The organism is Parasutterella secunda, from assembly GCF_023336895.1.
GTDB classification, from domain to species: Bacteria; Pseudomonadota; Gammaproteobacteria; order Burkholderiales; family Burkholderiaceae_F; genus Aphodousia; species Aphodousia faecalis.
The window spans coordinates 1-21,018 of record NZ_JAMBLT010000003.1 but is presented as its reverse complement, the minus strand read 5'-3'; the positions used below and the strand labels follow the sequence as shown (position 1 = coordinate 21,018).

Annotated in this window: 21 protein-coding genes; 10 read left to right on the top strand and 11 right to left on the bottom strand. The window is 48.9% G+C overall.

What is annotated here, in order from left to right; genetic code table 11:
* Positions 1–11: 11 nt before the first annotated feature.
* Positions 12–581 (bottom strand): oligoribonuclease, encoded by a 570-nt coding sequence (gene orn, locus M3080_RS04130; RefSeq protein ID WP_022472864.1) that lies wholly within the window; start codon positions 579–581, stop codon positions 12–14.
* A 43-nt stretch (positions 582–624) separates the two neighbouring features.
* On the opposite strand from orn, the gene M3080_RS04125 reads away from it, so the two are divergent.
* From M3080_RS04125 to potE, 3 genes are all read left to right on the top strand, one after another.
* On the top strand, positions 625–2,775 hold the full coding sequence (locus tag M3080_RS04125; protein ID WP_249092020.1) for a M48 family metalloprotease: 2,151 nt from the start codon (positions 625–627) through the stop codon (positions 2,773–2,775).
* On the top strand, positions 2,747–3,688 hold the full coding sequence (rsgA, locus tag M3080_RS04120; RefSeq protein WP_249092019.1) for a ribosome small subunit-dependent GTPase A: 942 nt from the start codon (positions 2,747–2,749) through the stop codon (positions 3,686–3,688). Before M3080_RS04125 ends, rsgA begins: the two co-directional genes overlap by 29 nt.
* A gap of 102 nt (positions 3,689–3,790) precedes the next feature.
* Positions 3,791–5,119, top strand: coding sequence for a putrescine-ornithine antiporter (potE, locus tag M3080_RS04115; RefSeq protein WP_022472861.1), 1,329 nt, complete (start codon positions 3,791–3,793; stop codon positions 5,117–5,119).
* Between the two features lie 137 nt (positions 5,120–5,256).
* Here the strand turns inward: potE and rplS are convergent, their stop codons facing one another.
* The 10 genes from rplS to M3080_RS04065 all read right to left on the bottom strand — a co-directional run bounded on the left by rplS (position 5,257) and on the right by M3080_RS04065 (position 12,212).
* A complete protein-coding gene (gene rplS / locus M3080_RS04110; protein ID WP_249092018.1) occupies positions 5,257–5,619 on the bottom strand; it encodes a 50S ribosomal protein L19 in 363 nt (120 codons plus the stop codon).
* Positions 5,620–5,836: 217 nt separating this feature from the next.
* Positions 5,837–6,571 (bottom strand): tRNA (guanosine(37)-N1)-methyltransferase TrmD, encoded by a 735-nt coding sequence (gene trmD / locus M3080_RS04105; protein ID WP_249092017.1) that lies wholly within the window; start codon positions 6,569–6,571, stop codon positions 5,837–5,839.
* An 11-nt stretch (positions 6,572–6,582) separates the two neighbouring features.
* Positions 6,583–6,774 carry a Fe-S cluster assembly protein IscX gene (gene iscX, locus M3080_RS04100; protein WP_022472163.1) on the bottom strand — a complete coding sequence of 64 codons (192 nt, stop codon included), beginning with the start codon at positions 6,772–6,774 and terminating at the stop codon, positions 6,583–6,585.
* A 2-nt stretch (positions 6,775–6,776) separates the two neighbouring features.
* Positions 6,777–7,112 carry an ISC system 2Fe-2S type ferredoxin gene (gene fdx / locus M3080_RS04095; RefSeq protein WP_022472164.1) on the bottom strand — a complete coding sequence of 112 codons (336 nt, stop codon included), beginning with the start codon at positions 7,110–7,112 and terminating at the stop codon, positions 6,777–6,779.
* Between the two features lie 3 nt (positions 7,113–7,115).
* Positions 7,116–8,987, bottom strand: a complete 1,872-nt coding sequence (hscA, locus tag M3080_RS04090; protein ID WP_249092016.1) for a Fe-S protein assembly chaperone HscA — start codon at positions 8,985–8,987, stop codon at positions 7,116–7,118.
* A 9-nt stretch (positions 8,988–8,996) separates the two neighbouring features.
* Complete coding sequence (gene hscB / locus M3080_RS04085; RefSeq protein WP_249092015.1) at positions 8,997–9,494, bottom strand: Fe-S protein assembly co-chaperone HscB; 498 nt, start codon at positions 9,492–9,494, stop codon at positions 8,997–8,999.
* Positions 9,495–9,505: 11 nt separating this feature from the next.
* Complete coding sequence (gene iscA, locus M3080_RS04080) at positions 9,506–9,829, bottom strand: iron-sulfur cluster assembly protein IscA (protein ID WP_022473435.1); 324 nt, start codon at positions 9,827–9,829, stop codon at positions 9,506–9,508.
* Position 9,830: 1 nt separating this feature from the next.
* Positions 9,831–10,214, bottom strand: a complete 384-nt coding sequence (iscU, locus tag M3080_RS04075; protein WP_022473434.1) for a Fe-S cluster assembly scaffold IscU — start codon at positions 10,212–10,214, stop codon at positions 9,831–9,833.
* A 23-nt stretch (positions 10,215–10,237) separates the two neighbouring features.
* Positions 10,238–11,446, bottom strand: coding sequence for an IscS subfamily cysteine desulfurase (locus tag M3080_RS04070; protein ID WP_249092014.1), 1,209 nt, complete (start codon positions 11,444–11,446; stop codon positions 10,238–10,240).
* Between the two features lie 271 nt (positions 11,447–11,717).
* Complete coding sequence (locus M3080_RS04065) at positions 11,718–12,212, bottom strand: low molecular weight protein-tyrosine-phosphatase (protein ID WP_249092185.1); 495 nt, start codon at positions 12,210–12,212, stop codon at positions 11,718–11,720.
* A gap of 130 nt (positions 12,213–12,342) precedes the next feature.
* On the opposite strand from M3080_RS04065, the gene M3080_RS04060 reads away from it, so the two are divergent.
* The 7 genes from M3080_RS04060 to M3080_RS04030 all read left to right on the top strand — a co-directional run bounded on the left by M3080_RS04060 (position 12,343) and on the right by M3080_RS04030 (position 20,916).
* Positions 12,343–13,032: an alpha/beta hydrolase gene (locus M3080_RS04060; protein WP_249092013.1), complete on the top strand. Its 690-nt coding sequence runs from the start codon at positions 12,343–12,345 to the stop codon at positions 13,030–13,032.
* 187 nt (positions 13,033–13,219) lie between these two features.
* The gene (locus M3080_RS04055; RefSeq protein WP_249092012.1) at positions 13,220–14,470 is read left to right on the top strand and encodes an MFS transporter; all 1,251 of its coding nucleotides are present in this window, start codon (positions 13,220–13,222) and stop codon (positions 14,468–14,470) included.
* A gap of 180 nt (positions 14,471–14,650) precedes the next feature.
* The gene (locus M3080_RS04050; RefSeq protein ID WP_022473429.1) at positions 14,651–16,480 is read left to right on the top strand and encodes a carbon starvation CstA family protein; all 1,830 of its coding nucleotides are present in this window, start codon (positions 14,651–14,653) and stop codon (positions 16,478–16,480) included.
* Between the two features lie 182 nt (positions 16,481–16,662).
* Positions 16,663–16,905, top strand: a complete 243-nt coding sequence (locus tag M3080_RS04045) for a hypothetical protein (protein ID WP_022473428.1) — start codon at positions 16,663–16,665, stop codon at positions 16,903–16,905.
* Positions 16,906–16,910: 5 nt separating this feature from the next.
* Entirely contained in the window at positions 16,911–18,407 is a 1,497-nt protein-coding gene (locus M3080_RS04040; RefSeq protein WP_249092011.1) for a sodium:solute symporter family protein, read from the top strand.
* A 51-nt stretch (positions 18,408–18,458) separates the two neighbouring features.
* Positions 18,459–19,226, top strand: coding sequence for a creatininase family protein (locus M3080_RS04035; protein ID WP_249092010.1), 768 nt, complete (start codon positions 18,459–18,461; stop codon positions 19,224–19,226).
* A gap of 22 nt (positions 19,227–19,248) precedes the next feature.
* Positions 19,249–20,916, top strand: a complete 1,668-nt coding sequence (locus M3080_RS04030) for a M28 family metallopeptidase (RefSeq protein WP_249092009.1) — start codon at positions 19,249–19,251, stop codon at positions 20,914–20,916.
* Positions 20,917–21,018: the final 102 nt, after the last annotated feature.

The window sequence follows — 21,018 nt, the reverse complement described above, 5'->3', positions numbered from 1 at the left end:
CAAACGCTTACTCAGCAATTCATCAAGTGCTTGCGATAGTGTTTGAGCTCGTCAATGCTTTCCAAAATATCGGAAAGCGCTTCATGGCGCGTACTCTTTTTAAAACTGTTGGGAACAGACGGTGCCCAACGCTTGGCCAATTCCTTAAAAGTCGAGACATCGATATTTCTGTAATGGAAATAGCTTTCAAGTCTCGGCATCCAACGAGCCATAAAACGACGGTCCTGACCGATCGAATTGCCGCACATCGGACTTTTACCGCAGGGCACAAAGCGGGCAAATTCAGCCAAAAGAATGTCGCTTGCGCGTTCTTCATCGATATTGGAGGCAAGCACTCGGTCAATGAGACCTGAACGACCGTGTGTTTCCGTATTCCATGCATCCATTGACCCCATCGTTCGAGCCGATTGATGAATCGCTATGACGGGGCACTCATGAATAACATTTAGCTGCGCGTCCGTAATCACGGCCGCCACTTCAATCACGCGATTGACTTCAGGCTGCAGCCCGGTCATTTCCATATCCACCCAAATTAAATTGTCCGCGCTAAAGAGGGGATCTTTTTGCAACTCAGTCGCCATTTTGTAGCCTAAATCCTTTAAAATGAACCGTTTGGAAACGATATTGTCTCATAATTTACCGATGACTTTTACTTTTGCTCAAGTCTTCTTGGCCGCGCTGTGCTTTTATTTTTTGGTACACAGCGTTACTTGTCTGGCCGAGATCATACACCTCAAGCGCACGATCCATGAGGTGCCTGAACCCTTGCGCGAAAAGATCACTCTACCGCAACACAAAAAGGCTGCCCATTACGATATTGCCCGTACTAAGCTCAATTGGCTTGAAGTCACGGTGACCACCCTTTTGATTATTTATCTTACGGCCGGCAACGGCATCAACACGATTTCCGATTGGCTGATGAATACGGTCGGAGACCAGTTCGCCTTCCATTGGATGCTGCCGGCAAGCATCGGTTTTATTTTCGTTCTTTGTGACTTGCCGTTTTGCTGGTACAAAGAATTTCATTTGCGTGAAGCATTCGGCTACACAAAACAAGACCCCTCGTCTTGGTTTAAAAATTACTGGTTAACCACCCTTTTGGGATGGCTCACCGTTTTGCCTCTTCTTTGGATCGGTTTATTTTTGTGGCAAAACAGCGGCCCCATGTGGTGGATTCTCGGTTGGGCTATTTTTGCCGTTTATCTGGTCTTTTCCCTAAATCTCGCCAGACGTTTGGTTTATCTTTTTAAGCCCAATCGTGCCCAACTGGCTCATAACGATGAACTCAAGCGCGTTATTGATGCCTTGGGTGAAAAAGCGGGATTAAGTGTGGCTGAAATTCGTGTGGCTAAAGCAAAAGACAATGAGGAATTGCCGCCGGCATTTGCTTTCGGCCACAGACATGGTGTCAAACTCTTTTTCCGTCACGACATCTATAACCGCATGACACTGTCTGACCTGCAAGCCGTCGCCGCCCATGCCCTGTCCCGCAACCTCAGCCATATGTATTTTCAGGCATGGTTTTTGTGCGCACTCGCAGGCTTTTTCGTCTTTGCCTTCCTCGCTTGGTTTGCTCCGCAGTCATGGTTTTTAGACGAAATCGGCTTCCGAGTTTATGGCCCGGGCCCATACTACGGTTCAGTGCTCACATTTGCCATTGTGGCGTTGCCGGTGTTGCTCTTTCCTTTCAGACTCCCGATGGACGCGTTCCTGCGCCATCTGATTTTTGCTTCCGACACTTTTGCCATGAAGCATACGGGGCTGAAAGTCACGGTTAATTCGTTAATTGAGCTTTTCCCCACGCCGATGCGCCACTCCAGCGTAACGCTTGGCTTTTTCGATTTGCTCTTTTCCCATGAACCGAGCCTGATGGCTCGTATCTGCCACGTGCAGCGCAAATCTGAAATTCTTGAGGCTCGTCGTCAAGAAGAGGCTTTACGCAACGACAACCTGACGGTATTGCATCAACTCGAAAATGTCTCCTCGGCTCTTATTTCCAAACAGGAACAAAAAGTCTTGGATGCGGAAGCCAGAGAAAAGAGACTACACAAGTTAAGTCGTCAATTTGAAAAAGCCCTCAAACGAAAAGCCGAGGGTGAAATGGGTGTACGCCCGGCTTTGCCGCTTGAAGCCTACCGAGATCCTCACTATGAAGAGGCGATGCAAGATCTAGCCGCATCCAACATCAGTCATCCGATGTATGGCAAGAGCTTGTTGGATGGTCTGCGTGATATTGTCCAAAAATTACGCGAAGCCAGAAAATCTAAAAACGCTTCAGAAAAGCCCGATGAAAAGGTTGTTGCCCCGGCTTCTGAAATTGTTGAAGAATCGACGCAATCCTCAGAACCCGCTGAGCCTGCTTTACAAACACCAATCGTTTCAAATGACGAGATGGTTGCATTGCCTCTCGAAGAGGTAAAAAAACAGGAAGCCCCCTCGATAGCCGTTCAGGTGGAAACACCGCCTGTGAACGAAGAGCCCCAATCTTCACAGCCGACCAATGAGACTTTGGACGAGAGCCAAGAAAAACCTCTAGAGCAAACCGCTGAGAATTCCATTCAAGAGGAAAGCGCTGAAATTGCTGTGCCTGAAGTGCCGCAATCGAGTGTTTCAAACGAAGAAACGACTGCTCCTGCAATTGAAAGCGAGGCTGAACCAAGTCAAACCAATGATGTTCCCCTTTTCGGGAAAGCCTCACGCCGAGCGACTGCTCTGAGAATCATGGCTCAGCGTCAGCGAGAACTTTTTGAGAAAACTCATTCCAATGCCGCCTAAAGATCAACGCCGCACAAATTGCTTTCATGCTCAAGTGGTCTCCTGCCACGGGCGGCACCACTTTGTGCGGGACGATCAAGGCAATCTTTATGAAGCTCATCGAAGGGGTAAAAAGGCCGATGTGGTTGTAGGCGATGAGGTTCTCTGCTCAGCTGCCGTTGACAATACTGTTGCTATTGAATCGGTCGCCAAACGCTTCAGTCTTTTATTCAGACAAGATGAATGGCGAACCAAAACACTGGCCGCCAATATCGATACGCTTGTCATCGTCTACGCCTCCCATCCTCGTTTTAATCCCTGGTTTGTCTGGAAGGCTCTTTTAGCTTCACACGTTGCGGGCGTACACCCTATCGTCATACGAAATAAAACAGACCTAACCGAAGGTTCTTCTGAGGCTGAAAATTTTCTGACATCCCTTTCAACCTTGGGTTATGAAACGCATGCCATCAGCGCTGAAATAGCCTCTGAAAAAACCATTGAAGAATTGGATGGCATATTCAATGGACGACGCTCACTTTTGGTCGGTCAATCCGGGATGGGGAAATCCACGATCTTAAATCTTTTGGTCAAAGACGCCAACGCTAAAACCCAAGAGTATTCTCAAGCACTCAATTTAGGGCGCCAAACCACGACGGTCACAACGCTCTACGATTTAGACAGAGCTCAGGGCTTTGTCATTGATTCGCCGGGCTTTCAAGAGTTCGGACTTGCTCACCTAACCCTCAATGATGTCATCGGGGCGATGCCGGATATTGCCTCTCACACCGGCGGCTGCCGCTTTGCCAACTGCAAACATCTCAAAGAGCCGGGTTGCTCAGTCAAAAAAGCACTCGAAGAAGGTGCCATTACGCAAGAGCGCTATGACTTTTACTGCGCGATCGCCACTCAATTGGAAAAATCCAACACGTGGTAAAGACTTCATTTTTCTGTTTTCTATCTCTTTGATTCTTTAGTTAATTTCGGTACAATCCCAGGACTTTTTTCAACCTACTGAAAGATAACTGACAAAAGAACTATGGCCACCATTGAAAAGCCGAAAATGACGTGCCTGCAATTGACGATGGCCGTCATGCTCAACATGCTGGGATCATCCATCATTTTGATGCCCACTAAACTTGCCGAAGTTGGAACTCAGTCCATTTTGGCCTGGTTAGTGACCATCAGCGGTGCCACCGCCATCGCCTACACGTTTGCCAAATGCGGCATGTTCAGCAGAAAAAGCGGCGGCTTAGGCGGCTATGCGTCTTACGCCTTCGGCAAATCCGGCAGCTTCATCGCCAATTTCAGCTACGGCGTATCGTTGATCATCGCCAATTTGACGATTGCCATTTCCATCGTTGGTTACGTCATGGTGCTTTTCGATTGGGCACTGACTCCTTTGGAAATGGGCCTAGCCAGTATTTTTGTCATTTGGCTTTGCAGCCTGCCTAACATTGGTGGCGCCCGTTTTATCGGAAGACTTTCTCATTTTTCCAACTATGGAATTTTGATTCCCATTTTGGTGCTGACCGTCATCGGCTGGAATTGGTTCTCGGTTGACCGCTATGTTGAAGCCTGGAATCCGCAAAACCTCACGCCTTTCGAAGGACTATCGGCAGCCATTTCCATGACGCTATGGGGCTTTTTGGGACTAGAGACCGCCTGCGCGAATTCTGAAGCGGTGGAAAATCCTGAAAAATCGGTTCCCCGTGCCATGGTGCTTGCCACGATCGGCGCCGGTGTTGTTTATATTCTGGCCAATAACATCAGCTTCGGTATCGTTGACAACGCCGTGCTGTCGCGTTCCACCGCCCCGTTCGGTTTGGTGTTTGCAACCATGTTTTCGCCTGAAGTCGGCAAATTCGTCATGGCTCTGATGGCGCTGGCTTGTGCCGGGTGTCTGACCAGTTGGCAATTTACGATTGCTGAAGTATTCCGTGTCTCTGCCAGGGAAGGCTATTTCCCGAAAATTTTTGCCAAAGTCAGCGCTTTGAATGTTCCGATCGCAGGGATTGTGATTATTTTGCTTTTGCAATCTCTTGCCGCGTTGCTCACCATTGACCCTAGGTTGGAACAGCAGTTCTACATTCTTAAAGATTTAGCGGTGGTCACCAATCTGGTTCCCTATCTTTTGGCCTTTGCTGCCGTGAATGTGATTTTGCACCGAGAACCGGTTAATCCGACCATCGTCAAGCGAACCACTGTCATAGCTTCTTTCGCTTCGGCTTACTCGCTTTACGCTCTTTATGCCTGTGGACCTAACGCCATGATGTGGGGCGCACTGGCCACTTTTGTCGGTATTTGGCTTTATGGCTACGCTGCAAAGTCTCTCGAAGTTAAAGGCAAGCTGCAGGGACAAGAATAAAAAATACGTCATTTTCAAAAAGGCACTCGCAAAATTGAGTGCCTTTTTTTGTTCTTGCTAAAACAAAAACGGTTGGCTTTTGCCAACCGTTTGCGAAGTCTAAACAGCAGGTGCTGTATTTTCGGATCAGACTCGAATTACTTCGAGAGCTTTTCCTTAATACGGGCAGCCTTACCGGCGCGATCACGCAAGTAGTAGAGCTTGGCACGGCGAACATCACCGCGGCGCTTCACTTCGATGCTGGCGATCGTCGGAGCGTAGAGTTGGAACGTGCGTTCAACACCTTCACCGCTGGAGATCTTACGAACGATAAAGGAGGAGTTCAAACCGCGGTTGCGGCGAGCGATCACAACACCTTCGTAAGCTTGGACGCGCTTGCGGGAACCTTCAACAACGTTCACGTTCACGACAACCGTGTCACCGGCAGCGAATTCAGGATAGGTCTTGCCAGCGGTCACGCGGGCGATTTCTTCTTGTTCCAACGTTTGGATAAGATTCATTTTTTTCTCCAAAACCATCATCATGTGACCTGCGATCGGATCCAATGTCCGCGCATCGTCGTCACCGATAGGATGGGTTTTAATTAAACAAAATACTTCCTGTTCAACCGAACAGAAAGATCGTTATTGTATAGCAATCTTTTCCTTTTTGCATCAAGAAGTTGATTCAATCATTGGGGTAGATTCTCTGCGATTGTCCGCCCCTGTATCAAACCAACTAGGCGTTCTTTTTGAGCCAAAGCAAATCGGCCTTGGTAAGTTTCCCGCAAGACCTGGCTTTCTCAATTAAATCCGGGCGGCTCCTCAAGGTGATTTCCAGCGCTTTTTCTCGAGTCCATTTGGCAATATTGGCATGGTGCCCTGTTAAAAGCACTTCCGGCACCGTCTCCCCTTCCCAAACCTCGGGTCTTGTGTAGTGCGGCGCATCCAAAAGACCGGTTGAAAAGGATTCATCCAAAGTCGAGAGTTCTTTGATGGCCCCCGGCAACTGACGAACCACCGCATCAATCAAAATCATTGCAGCCAGTTCTCCGCCTGAGAGAACAAAATCGCCCACACTCACCGTTTCATCAACATAATGATCCAAAAAGCGCTGATCGATGCCTTCATATCGACCGCAGATCAAAACCATGTCTTCGTTATCGGCCACCCAACGCCTCACCGTCTCATCGGTAAGCCTCGTACCGTTGGGAGCAAAACTGATCACCCGACCGCGGTTACCTGAACGTCTGATTCGTTTAAGCGTTCTAGCCAAAGGCTCAGCCATCATCACCATGCCCGGTCCGCCGCCAAAAGGCCGATCATCAATCGTTCGGTGATTGTCTTCGGTCTCTTCTCGTGGATTCCAAGTGTTGAGCGACCAAAGTCCTCTTTGCATAGCCCGAGACGTGATGCCATTTTGAGTTACAGCATCAAACATCGGTTCAAACAGCGTGATGGCGTCAAAGCGCATGGTCAATCTCTTTAGAGCTCATCGAGCCAAGCTTGCAAAATCGCTTCCAAAATTGCCTCGTTGCTTTTCTCAGGATCATCGTCAAAACCATCCAGCTCAAGCACCATGGCGTGCAACTCCGTAAACCGCAGCTTCAACGGATTGACATCGGGATGCTCATCATAGAGCGCTTCGGCAATCTGTTGAGTATCAGTCCAGCGCATAATTAGTGCTCCTTGGCGTGATTGCGGCTGTACTTGGGAATTTCAATCACAAGATCCTCATCACCCACCACGGCCTGGCAAGACAATCGGGATAAATCCGTCACGCCCCATGCTTGATCGAGCATGTCCAACTCTTCATCTTCGGGTTCATTTAAGGAATCAAAGCCTTCTCGGACAATAACGTGACACGTTGAACAGGCTCCGGAAAATTCACAGGCATGCTCAATGCCCACGCCATTGGCAAGTAAAGCTCGCGCTAATTTAACGCCGGACTTGACTTCAAAAGTCTTTCCTTCGGGACAAACGCTTGCGTGAGGCAAAACGGTAATCTTGGGCATAGTCTATTTTCCTTCAATATCTTCAACGCTCTTGCCGGATAGCGCCTGAGCAATCGCTCGGTCCATACGGCGTTCAGCAAAGCTTTCAGTCGCCTGCGTCAGTTCCTTTTCAAGCGTCTTAATGGTTTCCAATTCGTGAGCTTCAACCGCTTTCAATAAACGCGTGATCAGATCTCGGATATGGTTTTCTTCTTCCTTGGTTAAAAGATCCGCGTCCGATGCCAAAGCGCCCACCGTGGATTCAATCAAGCGGCGAGACTCCACTTCCTCTTCGCGCAACGCTCTTTCACGCATATCCTCTTCGGCGTTACCCGTGCCGTCTTTGAGCATGCGCATGATTTCTTCATCGCTTAGACCGTAAGAGGGCTTGACGGTCACATGGGCTTCAACACCCGTTTGCGTTTCTCGGGCAGAAACCGACAAAAGACCATCGGCATCAACGCTGAAGGTCACACGAATTCTGGCGGCCCCCGCCACCAAAGCCGGCAGTCCTCGAAGTTCAAAACGAGCCAAGCTGCGGCATGCATCCACAATTTCACGTTCACCTTGCACCACGTGGATGGCCATGGCTGTCTGACCATCTTTAAAGGTGGTGAAATCCTGAGCCATCGCAACCGGAATTGGCGTGTTTCTCGGAATGATTTTTTCAACCAAGCCACCCATGGTTTCCAACCCCAAAGACAGCGGTGTGACATCGAGTAAAAGCCAATCGTCTCCGGCCGTATTACCGGCTAAAAGGTTAGCCTGTTTAGCCGCACCCACCGCGACCACTTCATCCGGATTGATGTTATCGAGCGGCTCAAAACCCAAATAATCCTTAACCGCTTCACGAATCACCGGCATACGGGTGGAGCCGCCCACCAAAACGAGCCCCTGAATGTCTTTTCGATCAAGCTTGGCATCACGCATTACCGCATCAAGCGTATCAATTGTCTTTTTAACCAAGCGGCAGGTTAGGCCTTTAAATATCTCGCTCGTGATCGTGAGATCAATTTTTTTACCAGATGAAAGCGTGACGTTGATAGCCGCCTTATCACTGAGGCTTAAAGCTTCCTTGGCTGCGCGGGCTGCCACCATAATCAGGCTTTTGTCTTCCGGGGAAAGAATTTCAGTGACTTCGGCTTCTTGCAGCACCCAGCAGAAAATTCTGTGATCAAAATCATCGCCGCCTAAAGCGGAATCGCCGCCCGTGGCAAGGACCTCAAAAACGCCTTTAGTCAAACGAAGCACAGACACATCGAAGGTGCCTCCGCCCAAGTCATAGATGACATAAAGACCCTCGGCTCCTTCATCGAGCCCATAGGCCAAAGCCGCCGAAGTCGGTTCATTGAGAAGCCGCAACACATTAAGACCGGCAAGTCTTGCCGCATCCTTTGTGGCCTGACGCTGGGCATCATCAAAATAGGCAGGAACCGTGATCACCGCGCCGACCAATTCTCCACCCAACGCCTCTTCGGCGCGGTCCTTTAAGACTTTTAAAATTTCTGCGGAAATTTCCACCGGACTTTTCTCGCCTGCCACGGTCTGAACACGCAGCATGCCATCGGACTCGGCAAAACGGTACGGAAGGCTTGACGCCTCCTTAATCTCTGCGCTCGAGCGTCCCATAAAACGCTTGACGCTGGCTATCGTATTTTGGGAATCTTCACTGATCGCTAAACGCGCCTCATGTCCGACGACGGTTGTACCGTCTGACAAGTACCTGACAACAGACGGCAATAACTTTCTGCCTTCATGATCGGCAAGCACCACTGTCTCGGCGCTTTTCACCGTCGCCACCAACGAATTGGTTGTTCCCAAATCAATGCCGACAGCCAAACGATGCTGATGCGGATCAGCCGACATACCCGGCTCGGCAATTTGCAATAAAGCCATGAAAAAATCCTAGTGTTGAATTTGTGTGATGAGTTTATTAACAAACATCAACTCACGCGTCGCTTCAAAAGCGGCCTTATCGTCATGATCGGTATCAAAAGCCTTGCGCAGAGAAGCAATCAGTAGACGCTGGTGCTCTTTAACCTCTTCAAAAAGCCTTTGACGCGCGCCCTCATCGCCCGTTTGCTCACACGCTTCCAGCGCCTCGTGCCACTGCATCTGAAGCATCAGAAAATCAGCAGGCATCGGACGATGCTCATTGACATCAAAGCCCTTGAGTTTACACAGATACTGCGCTCGCAAAAGATCATCGGCAAGTGTGCGGTACGCTTCGTTAACCTGTACGCTCATCTGTTGGGCGATGCGCTTTTCAAGCGCGCTGGCCGTCACAAAACGATCAGGATGCAGGCGCTGAAGCAAAACGTTTTTCACCGCCTCCAAAGACGACAAATCAACCGCAAAAGTCTGCGGTTGATTTAAAAGGGAAAAATAATCTTTTTGACCCATGAGGCGCTCAATCACACCTGAAAAGACTCACCGCAACCGCAGTGACTTTTCTCGTTGGGATTGTGGAATTTGAACCCTTCATTGAGGCCTTCGCGGGTATAGTCAAGTTCGGTGCCGTCAATGTAGGGCAAGCTCTTTGCATCGACCACAACCTTCACTCCGAAAGATTCCCATACTTGGTCATCTTCTTCGATCGCGTCGGCGAATTCAAGCTTGTAGGCCATGCCGGAGCAGCCCGATGTCTTCACCCCAAGGCGCAAACCTATGCCCTTGCCGCGCTTTGTTAAATAAGCGTTGACGTGGCGAGCGGCGTTTTCTGTCAATGTCACAGCCATCTTACTTTCCTTGTTTTTGACGGTAATCGGCAATCGCGGCCTTGATCGCATCTTCAGCCAAAATCGAGCAGTGAATCTTCACCGGCGGCAAAGCCAATTCTTCGGCAATCTGCTCGTTGGATAACTGCATGGCTTCATCAAGAGACTTGCCCTTCACCCACTCGGTCACCAAAGAGCTCGAAGCGATGGCTGAACCGCAGCCATAGGTTTTAAATTTAGCGTCTTCGATAATGCCTTCAGGATTGACTTTGATCTGCAAGCGCATCACATCGCCGCAGGCGGGAGCCCCCACCATGCCGGTGCCGACATCCTTTTCGTTCTTATCGAGCGTGCCCACATTGCGGGGATGCTCGTAGTGATCCATCACTTTGTCACTGTATTGCATCTGTCCTATCCTCTTTCTGATTTTTAGTGTTCAGACCACTTCACTTGGTTGAGATCCACACCCTCTTGGTGCATTTCCCACAACGGGGACATTTCACGAAGCTTGGCCACTTTTTCCTTTAATTGCGCCACCACAAAGTCGATTTCTTCTTCCGTGGTAAAGCGACCCAAAGTGAAGCGGATGGAGCTGTGAGCGAGCTCATCATCGCGGCCCAAGGCACGCAAAACAAAAGACGGTTCAAGACTGGCTGACGTGCAGGCCGAGCCCGAAGACACCGCCACATCTTTGAGTGCCAACATGAGGCTTTCGCCTTCGATAAAGGCAAAACTCACATTGAGGTTGGTGGAGACACGGTGTTCCCAGTCACCATTCAGATATACATCCGGAATTTCTTGAATACCGGCCCAAAGCTTGTCACGCAACTTCTTAAAGCGAGCGTTTTCTTCATCCATTTCAAGGCGGGCCAAACGATAAGCTTCACCCATACCCACGATTTGGTGCGTGGCCAAGGTACCGGAACGCATTCCGCGTTCATGACCGCCGCCGTGAATTTGTGCTTCAAGACGAACGCGAGGTTTGCGTCGGACATAAAGCGCGCCGATTCCCTTAGGACCATAGACCTTGTGACCCGACATACTCATCAGATCAATCGGATCCTTGGTCATATCAAAGTGCAGTTTACCAATGGCCTGAGTGGCATCAACGTGGAAGAAAATGCCACGTTCACGGCACATTTGACCGATGGCATTGATATCTTGGATAACACCGATTTCATTGTTGACAGCCATGACGGAAACCAAAATGGTGTCATCACGCATGGCCGCTTTCAGTGCATCCAAATCCAAAAGACCATTGGGCAAAACGTCCATGTAGGTCACATCAAAGCCTTCCGTTTCCAAATGACGCATGCTGTCCAAAACGGCCTTGTGTTCGGTCTTCACCGTGATGAGATGCTTGCCGCGGTCTTTATAAAAGTGAGCTATACCTTTGAGCGCCAAGTTGTCCGACTCGGTAGCCCCGGATGTCCAAACAATTTCGCGCGGATCGGCGTTGATCATCTGAGCGACCTGAGAACGGGCTTCTTCGACAGCCTCGCGGGCTTCCAGTCCGTACGGATGAGAATTGCTGGCCGCATTGCCGAAACGCTCGTAGAGCCAGGGAATCATCTTTTCTACAACACGGGGATCAACCGGAGTCGTGGCACCGTAGTCCAAGTAAACAGGTTTTCTCAATTTGAGCTCCTTAACGAATCAACGCCTATCTATATATAGACAAGTCTGAAAAAAGACCTCTTCAAGCTAGGGATAACCCCTGCTTTTTCAAACGAAAGTAGATATTACTGACTTCACTTTTTAAACGCAAGATAAATTATGAGAAAATTCTCAAAAATCAGCATAAAAAACTCACTTATCCTATTGTTAATAAAAGGATAAATGAGTCAATTCAAAAACTGTTTCAAAGCGCAAAATGTCTGTAATCATTACAGACTAAAGATTGTATTGATTACAAGGTTTTCGCATGAAGTCCGTTTTGATTAACCAATGTGGACAAAAGTCCGTGACAGGCATCCTCACAATAAAGGAGTACTTTTTTAAATCCGTCTGAATTCCCGTAGTAAGGATCAGGCACAATGGAGACGTCATAGCTTGTGCTGTAGCGCATCAAAAGTTCGGGTTTTTGACTGTAGGCTGCAGGCGCCATTCGTTTAAGTTCATTGATATTGTTCCAGTCCATGGCCAATATCCGGTCATAGCGCTCAAAGTCAGAAGCAGAAATTTGACGGGCAATGTGTTTGGACAAGTCATAGCCTCTGGCCGTGGCGCATTCAATAGCTCTGCGATCGGCGCCTTCGCCCACATGAAAACTTTCAGTGCCAGCCGAGTCGATTTCAAATTCTTCAGTCAGGCCCGCCCGATCCACCAACTTTCTAAAGACAGCCTCCGCCGTGGGGGATCGGCAAATGTTGCCCGCGCAGACAAAAAGAACTTTAAGCATAATCCATTAGCTCCCTTTAAATTTTTTTCCCTTTTTCAGAATTTAAATTTACACTTCAAACAGGCTATTTTTGTGAAGTTTTTTTGAATTTCTCATACAATAGCGGCCCATCACTAATTGTTTGACCTTAAGCATGGATACCATTTTTCAGGAACCGCTCGACCAAACTCAAAAGCCGATCACTTTGATTTGGCTGCACGGCTTGGGTGTGGACGGCTCTGATTTTGAATCTTTTCAAAAGGAACTTTCTCAATTCGGCGAACTCAATAACGTTCGGATGGTTCTGCCCTCTGCCCCTTTGCGCGATATTACGGCCTACAACATGAAAATGAACGGCTGGTACGACCTTTTCGATGAGACATTCGAAGAAGAGACAAAAGAAGACATCAATGGCATGAATCAAGCGGCCGAAACAATTACCGCCCTAATTGAAGAAGAACGTCAAAAGTATCCCGACTCGCCGATTTGGTTAGGCGGCTTTTCACAAGGGGCTGCGATGGCCATTCTGGTGGGTTTGTCGCAAATTACACCCTTGGCCGGTGTCATTGCTTTATCGGGTTATGTTCCTAAACATCCCCGTTTCGATGAATTAAGCGATGTGGCCAAACAGACGCCCGTTTTCATGGCTCACGGCACTTTAGATCCGGTCATCTCTCTTGTCCAAGCAAAAAAGGGACTGGAAGTGCTCAATAAGGCAGGCGCTTCGGTTGAATTTTTCGACTACCCTATGGTCCATGAAATTTGTCCTGATGAAGTGGCCGATATCGCCGAATTTATTCGGGCCCATGGCGCAACTTCTCAACAAGAGACTACGCAAGCCTAATTGCGGTTTTTCAAGCCTTTCAACTCCGACCCTAGCGTCGGAGTTTTTGTTTGGAATTAGGGAAAACGCTGGATTAAAAAGGGCTTTAACTTTGATTCAAGGCCGTACTTTTTGATTTTTTTCAGCATAAGATAAATGCTGAGAATTTATTTTGTATGCGCTTTTAGATTTTGGATTGGGGAATCAAATGCCCTATTGGAAAGCACTGGTCTGGTTTTTGACCATCACTTCTGTTTTTATGTCGGCGAGCTACACGATGCTCGTGCCTTTCCTGCCGATGTACTTGATTGACGAATTGGGCGTCGCGCAAAGCGACGTCAATATTTGGTCGGGTCTGATTTTTTCTATTTCGTTTTTGATCAGTGCCATCATGGCCCCAATCTGGGGGGCGCTTTCCGATAAGAAAAGCCACAAAGCGATGGCCGTACGTGCGGCCGCCTGTTTAGCCATCTCGTACGTTTGGGGCGGTTTTGTGCAAACCCCGTGGGAGCTTTTTGCCATGCGAAGCTTCCAGGGCTTTTCTGCGGGACTGTGGCCAGCTTGCTTAGCCATCATGACATCGACGGCCCCGAGAGAAAAAATGGGGTGGTGCTTGGGACTCATGCAAGGCGGCTCGACCGCGGGCGGCGTCTTTGGGCCGTTGATCGGGGGCGTTCTGGCTGAAGTGTTCGGTATGCGCGCATCGTTTTATTTTGCCGGCGCCGCTTTGGGTCTGATCGCTTTGGGTTTGATCGTCTTCATTAAGGGCGGCGAGCAAAAGAAAGTGGTCAAGACGGTGGAAAAGAAAAAGAGCGGCGGCTCCATGAAGCTTCTCAAAGTGCCGGTCATTCAGCGCATGCTTTTTGCCGCGGCGGTCGTTCAGCTTGCCGTTATGTTGGTTCAACCGGTTTTGCCCCTTTACATTGCTGAATTGCAAGGTTCAATGGACAACATCGTGATGGTTTCCGGCATCGTCTTCTCGGTTGTCGGCATTTCGGGCGTTTTCGCCGCTCCGATGTGGGGACGGTTGGGTACTAATATCGGCTATCGTTGGGCGTTGTATGTGGCTTTGTTGGGCGGCGGCATTTTTGGTGTCGTGCAGGCAATCCCCGGAGAAATCACTCCCTTTGTCATTTGGCGTTTTGTCGGTGGTATTTTCTTTGCGGGTATCTTCCCAGCTATTAACGCGCTTTTTGCCGAAAATACCCTGCCGAGTGAGCGCGGACGAATTTATGGTTTAAGTTATGCTGCCCAGCAAATTGGCTCGGTCGCCGGCCCAATTTTAGGCGGTCTGATGGCCACCTACTGGAGCAACTCCATTGTGGTGATGGCGCACGGCTTTGTCATGATTCTTTTGGTGATCATGCTCTATCTGAAGCGACCGAAGAATCAAGATCCGGGCAGTGGTGAAACAATCAACGTTGAGTCCGATTCTGCTGAAGAGACAAAAACAGCCTAAATAATTACAGGCTAATCCGAAGGCTCTAGGGACCATCCCGAGAGCCTTTTGTTTTAGTCACAAAGGTTTATGACTTTAAGCAAAGATTGTTATTTTTCCTTTTTAATCAACACAGAAAAAGTTTGTGTGAGCCTTCAATCTTGATAGACTAAGACCGGACTCATTTTTACGGAGGCTCCTATGGATACGTCAACCGGCGTGAACGCTGTAACAATTGTTTTCGCCGCTCTCTGCGTTTTTGCGATCGCTTACCGTTTCTACGGTTTGTTTATCGCTCAGAAAGTTCTCAATGTCAATGAAGCCCGTCAAACGCCCGCTATGCGTTATTCTGACGGACAAGACTATGTCCCCACAAACAAGTATGTGCTCTTTGGGCACCACTTTGCCGCCATTGCCGCGGCCGGTCCTCTGCTCGGACCGGTGCTTGCCGCGCAATTCGGTTACATGCCGGGACTATTGTGGATTTTGATCGGCTGCGTGCTCGCCGGCGGCGTCCACGATATGGTTGTGCTCTTTTGCTCGGTCCGCCACCGTGGCCGCTCCTTAGCTCACATCGCAACCACTGAAATTGACAAAACCACTGGACTGGTGGCCGCTTGGGCCGTGCTCGCCATTTTGATTTTGACCTTGGCCGGTCTTTCCATCGCCGTGGTCAACGCCATGCACAATTCGCTTTGGTCTACCTATACAGTCGCTGCAACCATTCCTATCGCCATCATCATGGGCCTTTACATGCAAGTTTGGCGTAAGGGTGATGTTAAGGGCGCAACGTTAATCGGTGTAGTTTTGCTCTTTTTGTGCATTCTGTCCGGTCCGTGGGTTGCCTCTCATCCCGAATATTTCGGTTGGCTTGACATTGACAAACCGGCTATGAGCCTTTTGATCCCGATTTACGGTTTCTTGGCTTCTGTGCTTCCGGTTTGGCTCTTGCTCTTGCCGCGTGACTATCTATCCACGTTCTTGAAGATCGGTACCATCGCTGCTTTGGCAATCGGTATCGTTTTCGTGATGCCGCATTTCCAAATGCCCGCATTCACAGAATTCGTCAAGGGTGGTGGTCCGATCGTCGGCGGTCCGGTCATTCCTTTCATTTTCATCACAATTGCCTGCGGTGCTTTGTCCGGTTTCCACGCAACGATCGGTACCGGTACTACACCGAAGATGATTTCCAACGAGCGTGACGTACTCTTTGTCGGTTACGGCGCTATGTTAATGGAAGGCTTTGTAGCTGTTATGGCTTTGGTTGCCGCTTGCGTGTTGGTCCCTGCCGACTACTTCGCCATTAACGCGCCTGCTGATAAATTTGCCGCGCTTGGCATGGCTGTGCAAGAGCTGCCGCACTTAGAAGCCCAAGTCCAGGAAAGCCTGATGGCCCGCCCGGGCGGCTCCGTTTCTTTGGCTGTTGGCATGGCTCACATCTTCTCTCAGATTCCCTTTATGGAAAATCTGATGGCCTATTGGTACCACTTCGCCATTATGTTTGAAGCAGTGTTCATCTTGACGGCTGTGGACGCCGGCACCCGTGTTGGTCGTTTCTTCCTGCAGGAAATGATGGGCAAGGTTTGGCCGAAGTTCTCTGACAAACAATGGTGGCCCGGCATTATCATCACTTCGGTGATCTTTACGGGTTCTTGGGGCTACCTCGTTTACTCGGGCGATATCAGCTCCATCTGGCCGCTCTTTGGTATTTGCAACCAATTGCTCGCCTCGGTGACGCTTTTGATCGGCACAACGGTTATTCTTCGTCTGAACAAGACCAAATATGCCCCGATCACGGGTGTCCCCGGTATTTTGATGACCATCATCACGATCTGGGCTGGCTGCTGGTTGGTGATTAACCAATACATTCCTGCCGGTCAGTATCTACTTGCTTCGCTTTCTGTCATCGTGATGCTGCTGATGCTCTTTGTGATCATCGGTACACTGCGTCGTTGGTCCGTGCTCTTGAATATCAAGACCACAACTCATGACAGCTATGGTGTTGAAGTTAAAGCGATTGTAAACGAATAACTTCCATCACCACCTTAACCAACGCGTCCGATTGCAAAAATTCGGACGCGTTTTTTATGAAAAAAAATCTCAACATTTGATCTATGGAGAATTTAATAGAGATTAACACCTAAACCAAACTATCAATCTTGAAAAATTCTTAAGTAAACTGAGGTAGTTATTTTTCTTGAAGGAGTGTTTTTATGCATCCTTTTACTAACAAATTCGAGAAAAAATGGTTCTGGTTTTTCATGGCCCTTTGGGGATTTATCATGTTGCCACTGCCATGTTTCTACGATACCGAATACAATCCCGGCTTTTTCGGCGTTCCCGTCTTCATCTGGGGCTGGTTGGTTTACGGTCTTTTAACCATTGTGTGCATTGCCCTTTGGGCCTCTTCATGTCTGAAGCGTCCCGAATATCACGAATTCGATGAAGAGGAATAATCATCATGCATTTTTCTATTGATACAACCAGCATGACGATTCCGTTTCTGTGCGTGATCGTTACATACTGCGTCGTTTTGACCGGTTTAGGCTGGTATGGTTCCAGACAAAATAAAAACCTTGCCGACTTCTTTACGATGTCTGGTAAAGCAGGCGCCATCCTCACTGGTGTCGCCTATTTTTCTACTCAGTACTCCATGTCGACCTTCATGGGTGTGCCAGGCTCCATTTACCACGTGGGTTATGCCGGCATGTCCGTTTCGGTTCCGGGCATTGCCTTTTCCATGTTGATTCCGGCTTTGCTTGTCGGCCGTCGCTTAATCACATTGGGTCATCGCTACAAGATGCTGACAATGGCCGATTATCTAGCCGACCGCTTTGACTCGACCGGTATCCGTGGCTTATTGGCTGTGCTCATGTTGATTTTCCTTGTCTCCATGATGGGTGCTCAGACTATCGGCGGCGGTGTGATTTTCTCCACCTACACGGGCTGCGATGAATGGGTCGGTATCGTGGTGATGGGTATTACCGTTATCCTGTACTGCATGGCTGGCGGCATCCGCTCCGTGATGCTCACGGACTTGATCCAAGGTATTTTGATGGTTGTCACCGCTGTGGTGACCTTTTTCGTTTCCCTTAAGTTGGGCGGCGGCCTTGAAGTGATCAATGAAAAATTGGCCGCTATGGACACCAATTATGTGAGTTTCCCGGGGCACAACAATGCCTATCCGTGGCAAAACTACGTTTCCATGATTGTGATGTGGTCCTTCTTTGCGATCGGTCAACCTCACCTCTTTACGAAGTTCTTCACGATGAAGGACCACAAGACGATGTTTAAGGCCGTCATTTTGGGTACATTGGGCATGTGGTTCTCGGCTTCCTTCATTGAATGGTGCGGCGTCACCGGTATCATTTCCTTCCCCGGCTTGGAAGGCAAGAACTCTGACTTCGTTGTACCTTTGATTTTGCAAGGCGGTTTGCCTCCGCTCATTTCTTCGTTGATGGTGGCCGGTATTTTCTCTGCCGGTATGTCCACGATTTCGTCCTTGTTGCTCACGGCCACTTCTGCCGCTTCGCGTGATATCTATCAAAAGATTCTCAACCGCAATGCAACAGACGAAGAAACCTGGAAGCTGTCTAAGGTCATCACCGTTGTTCTGGGTATCATCGCCATCGGCATCGGTGTGATGAAACCGGGTTCCATTTTCCAAATCGTTTTGTTTGCTTTCGGCGGTTTGGGTATTTGGGCGGCTCCGATTTTGCTCGGCATGTACTGGAAGCGTACGACGACCGCCGGTGTTTATGTCGGTGTTATCTCGGCTGAAATCCTCTACGTGCTCATTACGTTGAAGTTTACGAGCTGGTCCTTTGGTTTTAACCCCTTGATCGTTGCCTGGCTCTTTGCCATGATCGTGATCATCTTGGTAAGCCTTGTGACCAAGCCTGTTTCTCAAGAAACGCTTGATCGTCACTTCGCTGACTTGGAACACGTTAAAGGTTAATTTTGATAAAAGCCCGATCGTCGCATCGGGCTTTTTGTTATGAGGCACAGTATGCAATTAGCTCATTTGAATTGGCGTCAAGCCCAGGAAAAACTCGCGGATCCCAACACCGTTGTTGTTATTCCCGTCGGCAGTACAGAACAGCACGGCCCCATTGGCCCGCTCGGCACCGACTGGCTGATTCCGCAATGGATCACCGCCGAAATGGAAAAGCGCACCGACATTTTGGTGACGCCTGTGATTCCTTTTGGGGTTGCCACACACCACACCTCGTTTGCGGGCACCATTGACATGGGACTTGAAACCATGATCAATATCATGCGAGGCGTTTTCCAAAACTTAGCCAAACACGGCGCCAGGCGTTTTATCGTCGTCAATGGCCACGGCGGCAACGACCAGGCTATTGAAAAGGCCGGTCTTGAATTAGCCAGAGAAACGGGCGCGTTGATCACATTGCTTGATTGGTGGGGCATCGCTCCGGAATTAAACAAAATCTGGACCACCGGTCACGGCGATGCTCAGGAAGTATCGGCCATCATGCATATCAAACCCGAACTCATTGATATTGCTTCTTGCCCGGAAACGACCGTCAATGATTTAAGCGACAAGCTGCACTTCACACACTTAAGCTCTGTGAAGTTTGGTGACGCTCATATCAAGCTTGTCCGTGACATCAAAAAAGGCATTCCCATGGGCGGTTTCGGTGGCATTGACAGTCAAAAAGCCAATGCCGAATGGGGCAAGGACATGATGCAAGCGGTTGTCGATTACTTTGTGGCATTCACCGAAGAATTTCGTCGCTTGCCGCTTGATAAGTAATCCTTAAATAAGGAGTCTTTAAATGCTTGACCAAACGCTTTTAATGCAAACACTGCAAGACATCGCCAATACCGGTGAGAGATTATCAAATCCATCGGAAGAAAACGCCTTTATTGTCATTGCTGAGGCCTTTAAAAATGTCGGAGCAGAAGTGAACATAGAACGCGTTCCGCTTTTTGTTTCGACGGTCGACAACGTTCGCATGACGGCGGATGGTCAACGCATTAAGGCTCTGGGCAACGCTATGACATTACCTCTTGATGGAAACAATCCCCGACAAGGAACGGTTTCTGTTCAAGGGCGTTTGCGTATTCTTTCTGCCTCGGATTGGCAAAGCTATGAAAAGAAGGGCAATTCTGACGAGATTGTTCTTCTTAACGGTTTGGCCAATTTGAATGATTTGAGAAAAGCCCAAGCGCTGGGCTTAAAAGCAGTGCTTTTTGATACTGGGGATCGCATCCATCGCATGATTGTTAGTGACGTCTGGGGCAGTCCGACACCAGGCTGCGAAAGTCGTTATGTCACGATGCCCAACGCTTCTATAAAGCATTCAGACGCGTTGACATTAAAAGATGGAATGAGGATAACTCTTGAATTGGCAATCAATAGCCGTTGGACGACATCGCCCGTTTTGATGGCTCATGTCCGTCATAATGAGCAAAATTCCGAAGCGTTTACGGCGATCGTCACCGGTCACATTGACAGTTGGGGAGACGGTGCATTGGATAATGCTTCGGGAATCGCCGCAATGGTGGCAAGCGCCAAGGAAATTCTCACGCTCAAAAACCGCAAACATGATGTCTGTTATGTCATTTGGTCCGGGCACAGTCATGGGCGCTATGCCGGCAGCACGGCTTGGCACGATAAGCATTTCAATTGGCTCAATGAGAAAGTTTTTCTAAATCTCAACTGTGATTGTCTGGGCGCGGTGGGTTCAACGATTTTAGGAAAGACACCGGTCATGGCCTCCACAGCCGCACTAGCTAGAAAAGCGCATGAAGGCATAAGTTTTACTGAAGCCTTCACCCGCTTTAATCGGTCCTGTGATCAATCGTTTATGAGCATGGGCATCCCTTCAGTCTTTTCCAATATTTCTGAAGTTCCGCCTAGTGGCAGCGTCAGCATGAAAGTGGCCGGTTTATCCGGTGTATACGGTCCTTATTGGCACACCACGGACGACACGATGCAAGGAATCGATCCTCAAGCGCTCATGCGAGACACTGAGATTTTCACAAACGGTTTGATTCAATCCGTTATTGAAGGCCCTGACGCACTGGATTTGATGGCTGAATGGAACGAATTCAGTACAACCATTCGTGAAAAACTAAACGTGGTTAAAGAAAAGCAGTCCACGGACAGCATCAGCGAAGCATTTGTGAATGAACCTATTTGGCAAGAGCTCTTGGATAAATTAAGCGAAATGAACATCGTTATTCAAAAGCGTGCTGTCGAAGCTAATTCTCAAGTAAAAGTACAAACGTTAAAACATATTGTGGCGATGGCTTATAGTGCATCAGCTCTGGGTTTACAGGACAGAGCAGGGCAAAAAGCCCGCAGTCTTTTGGTCGAAGCCTTTGAGAAATGGACAAAAGCCAAAGAAGAATCCTTTGAGTATTTCAGTGCATGGACGGCAATGGTGAGAGGTGCTAATCAATTGTTTGCGCAATTGAAAAGCATCGAACGACTTTAAAGAAAAGAGTTTCTATTGCAGGCTTTTTTCGCAGAGACTGAGAAAGTTGACATCCTCCTCGCCGTGAACGACGAGGATTCCCTACTGTGTCAGTGGCTCGCA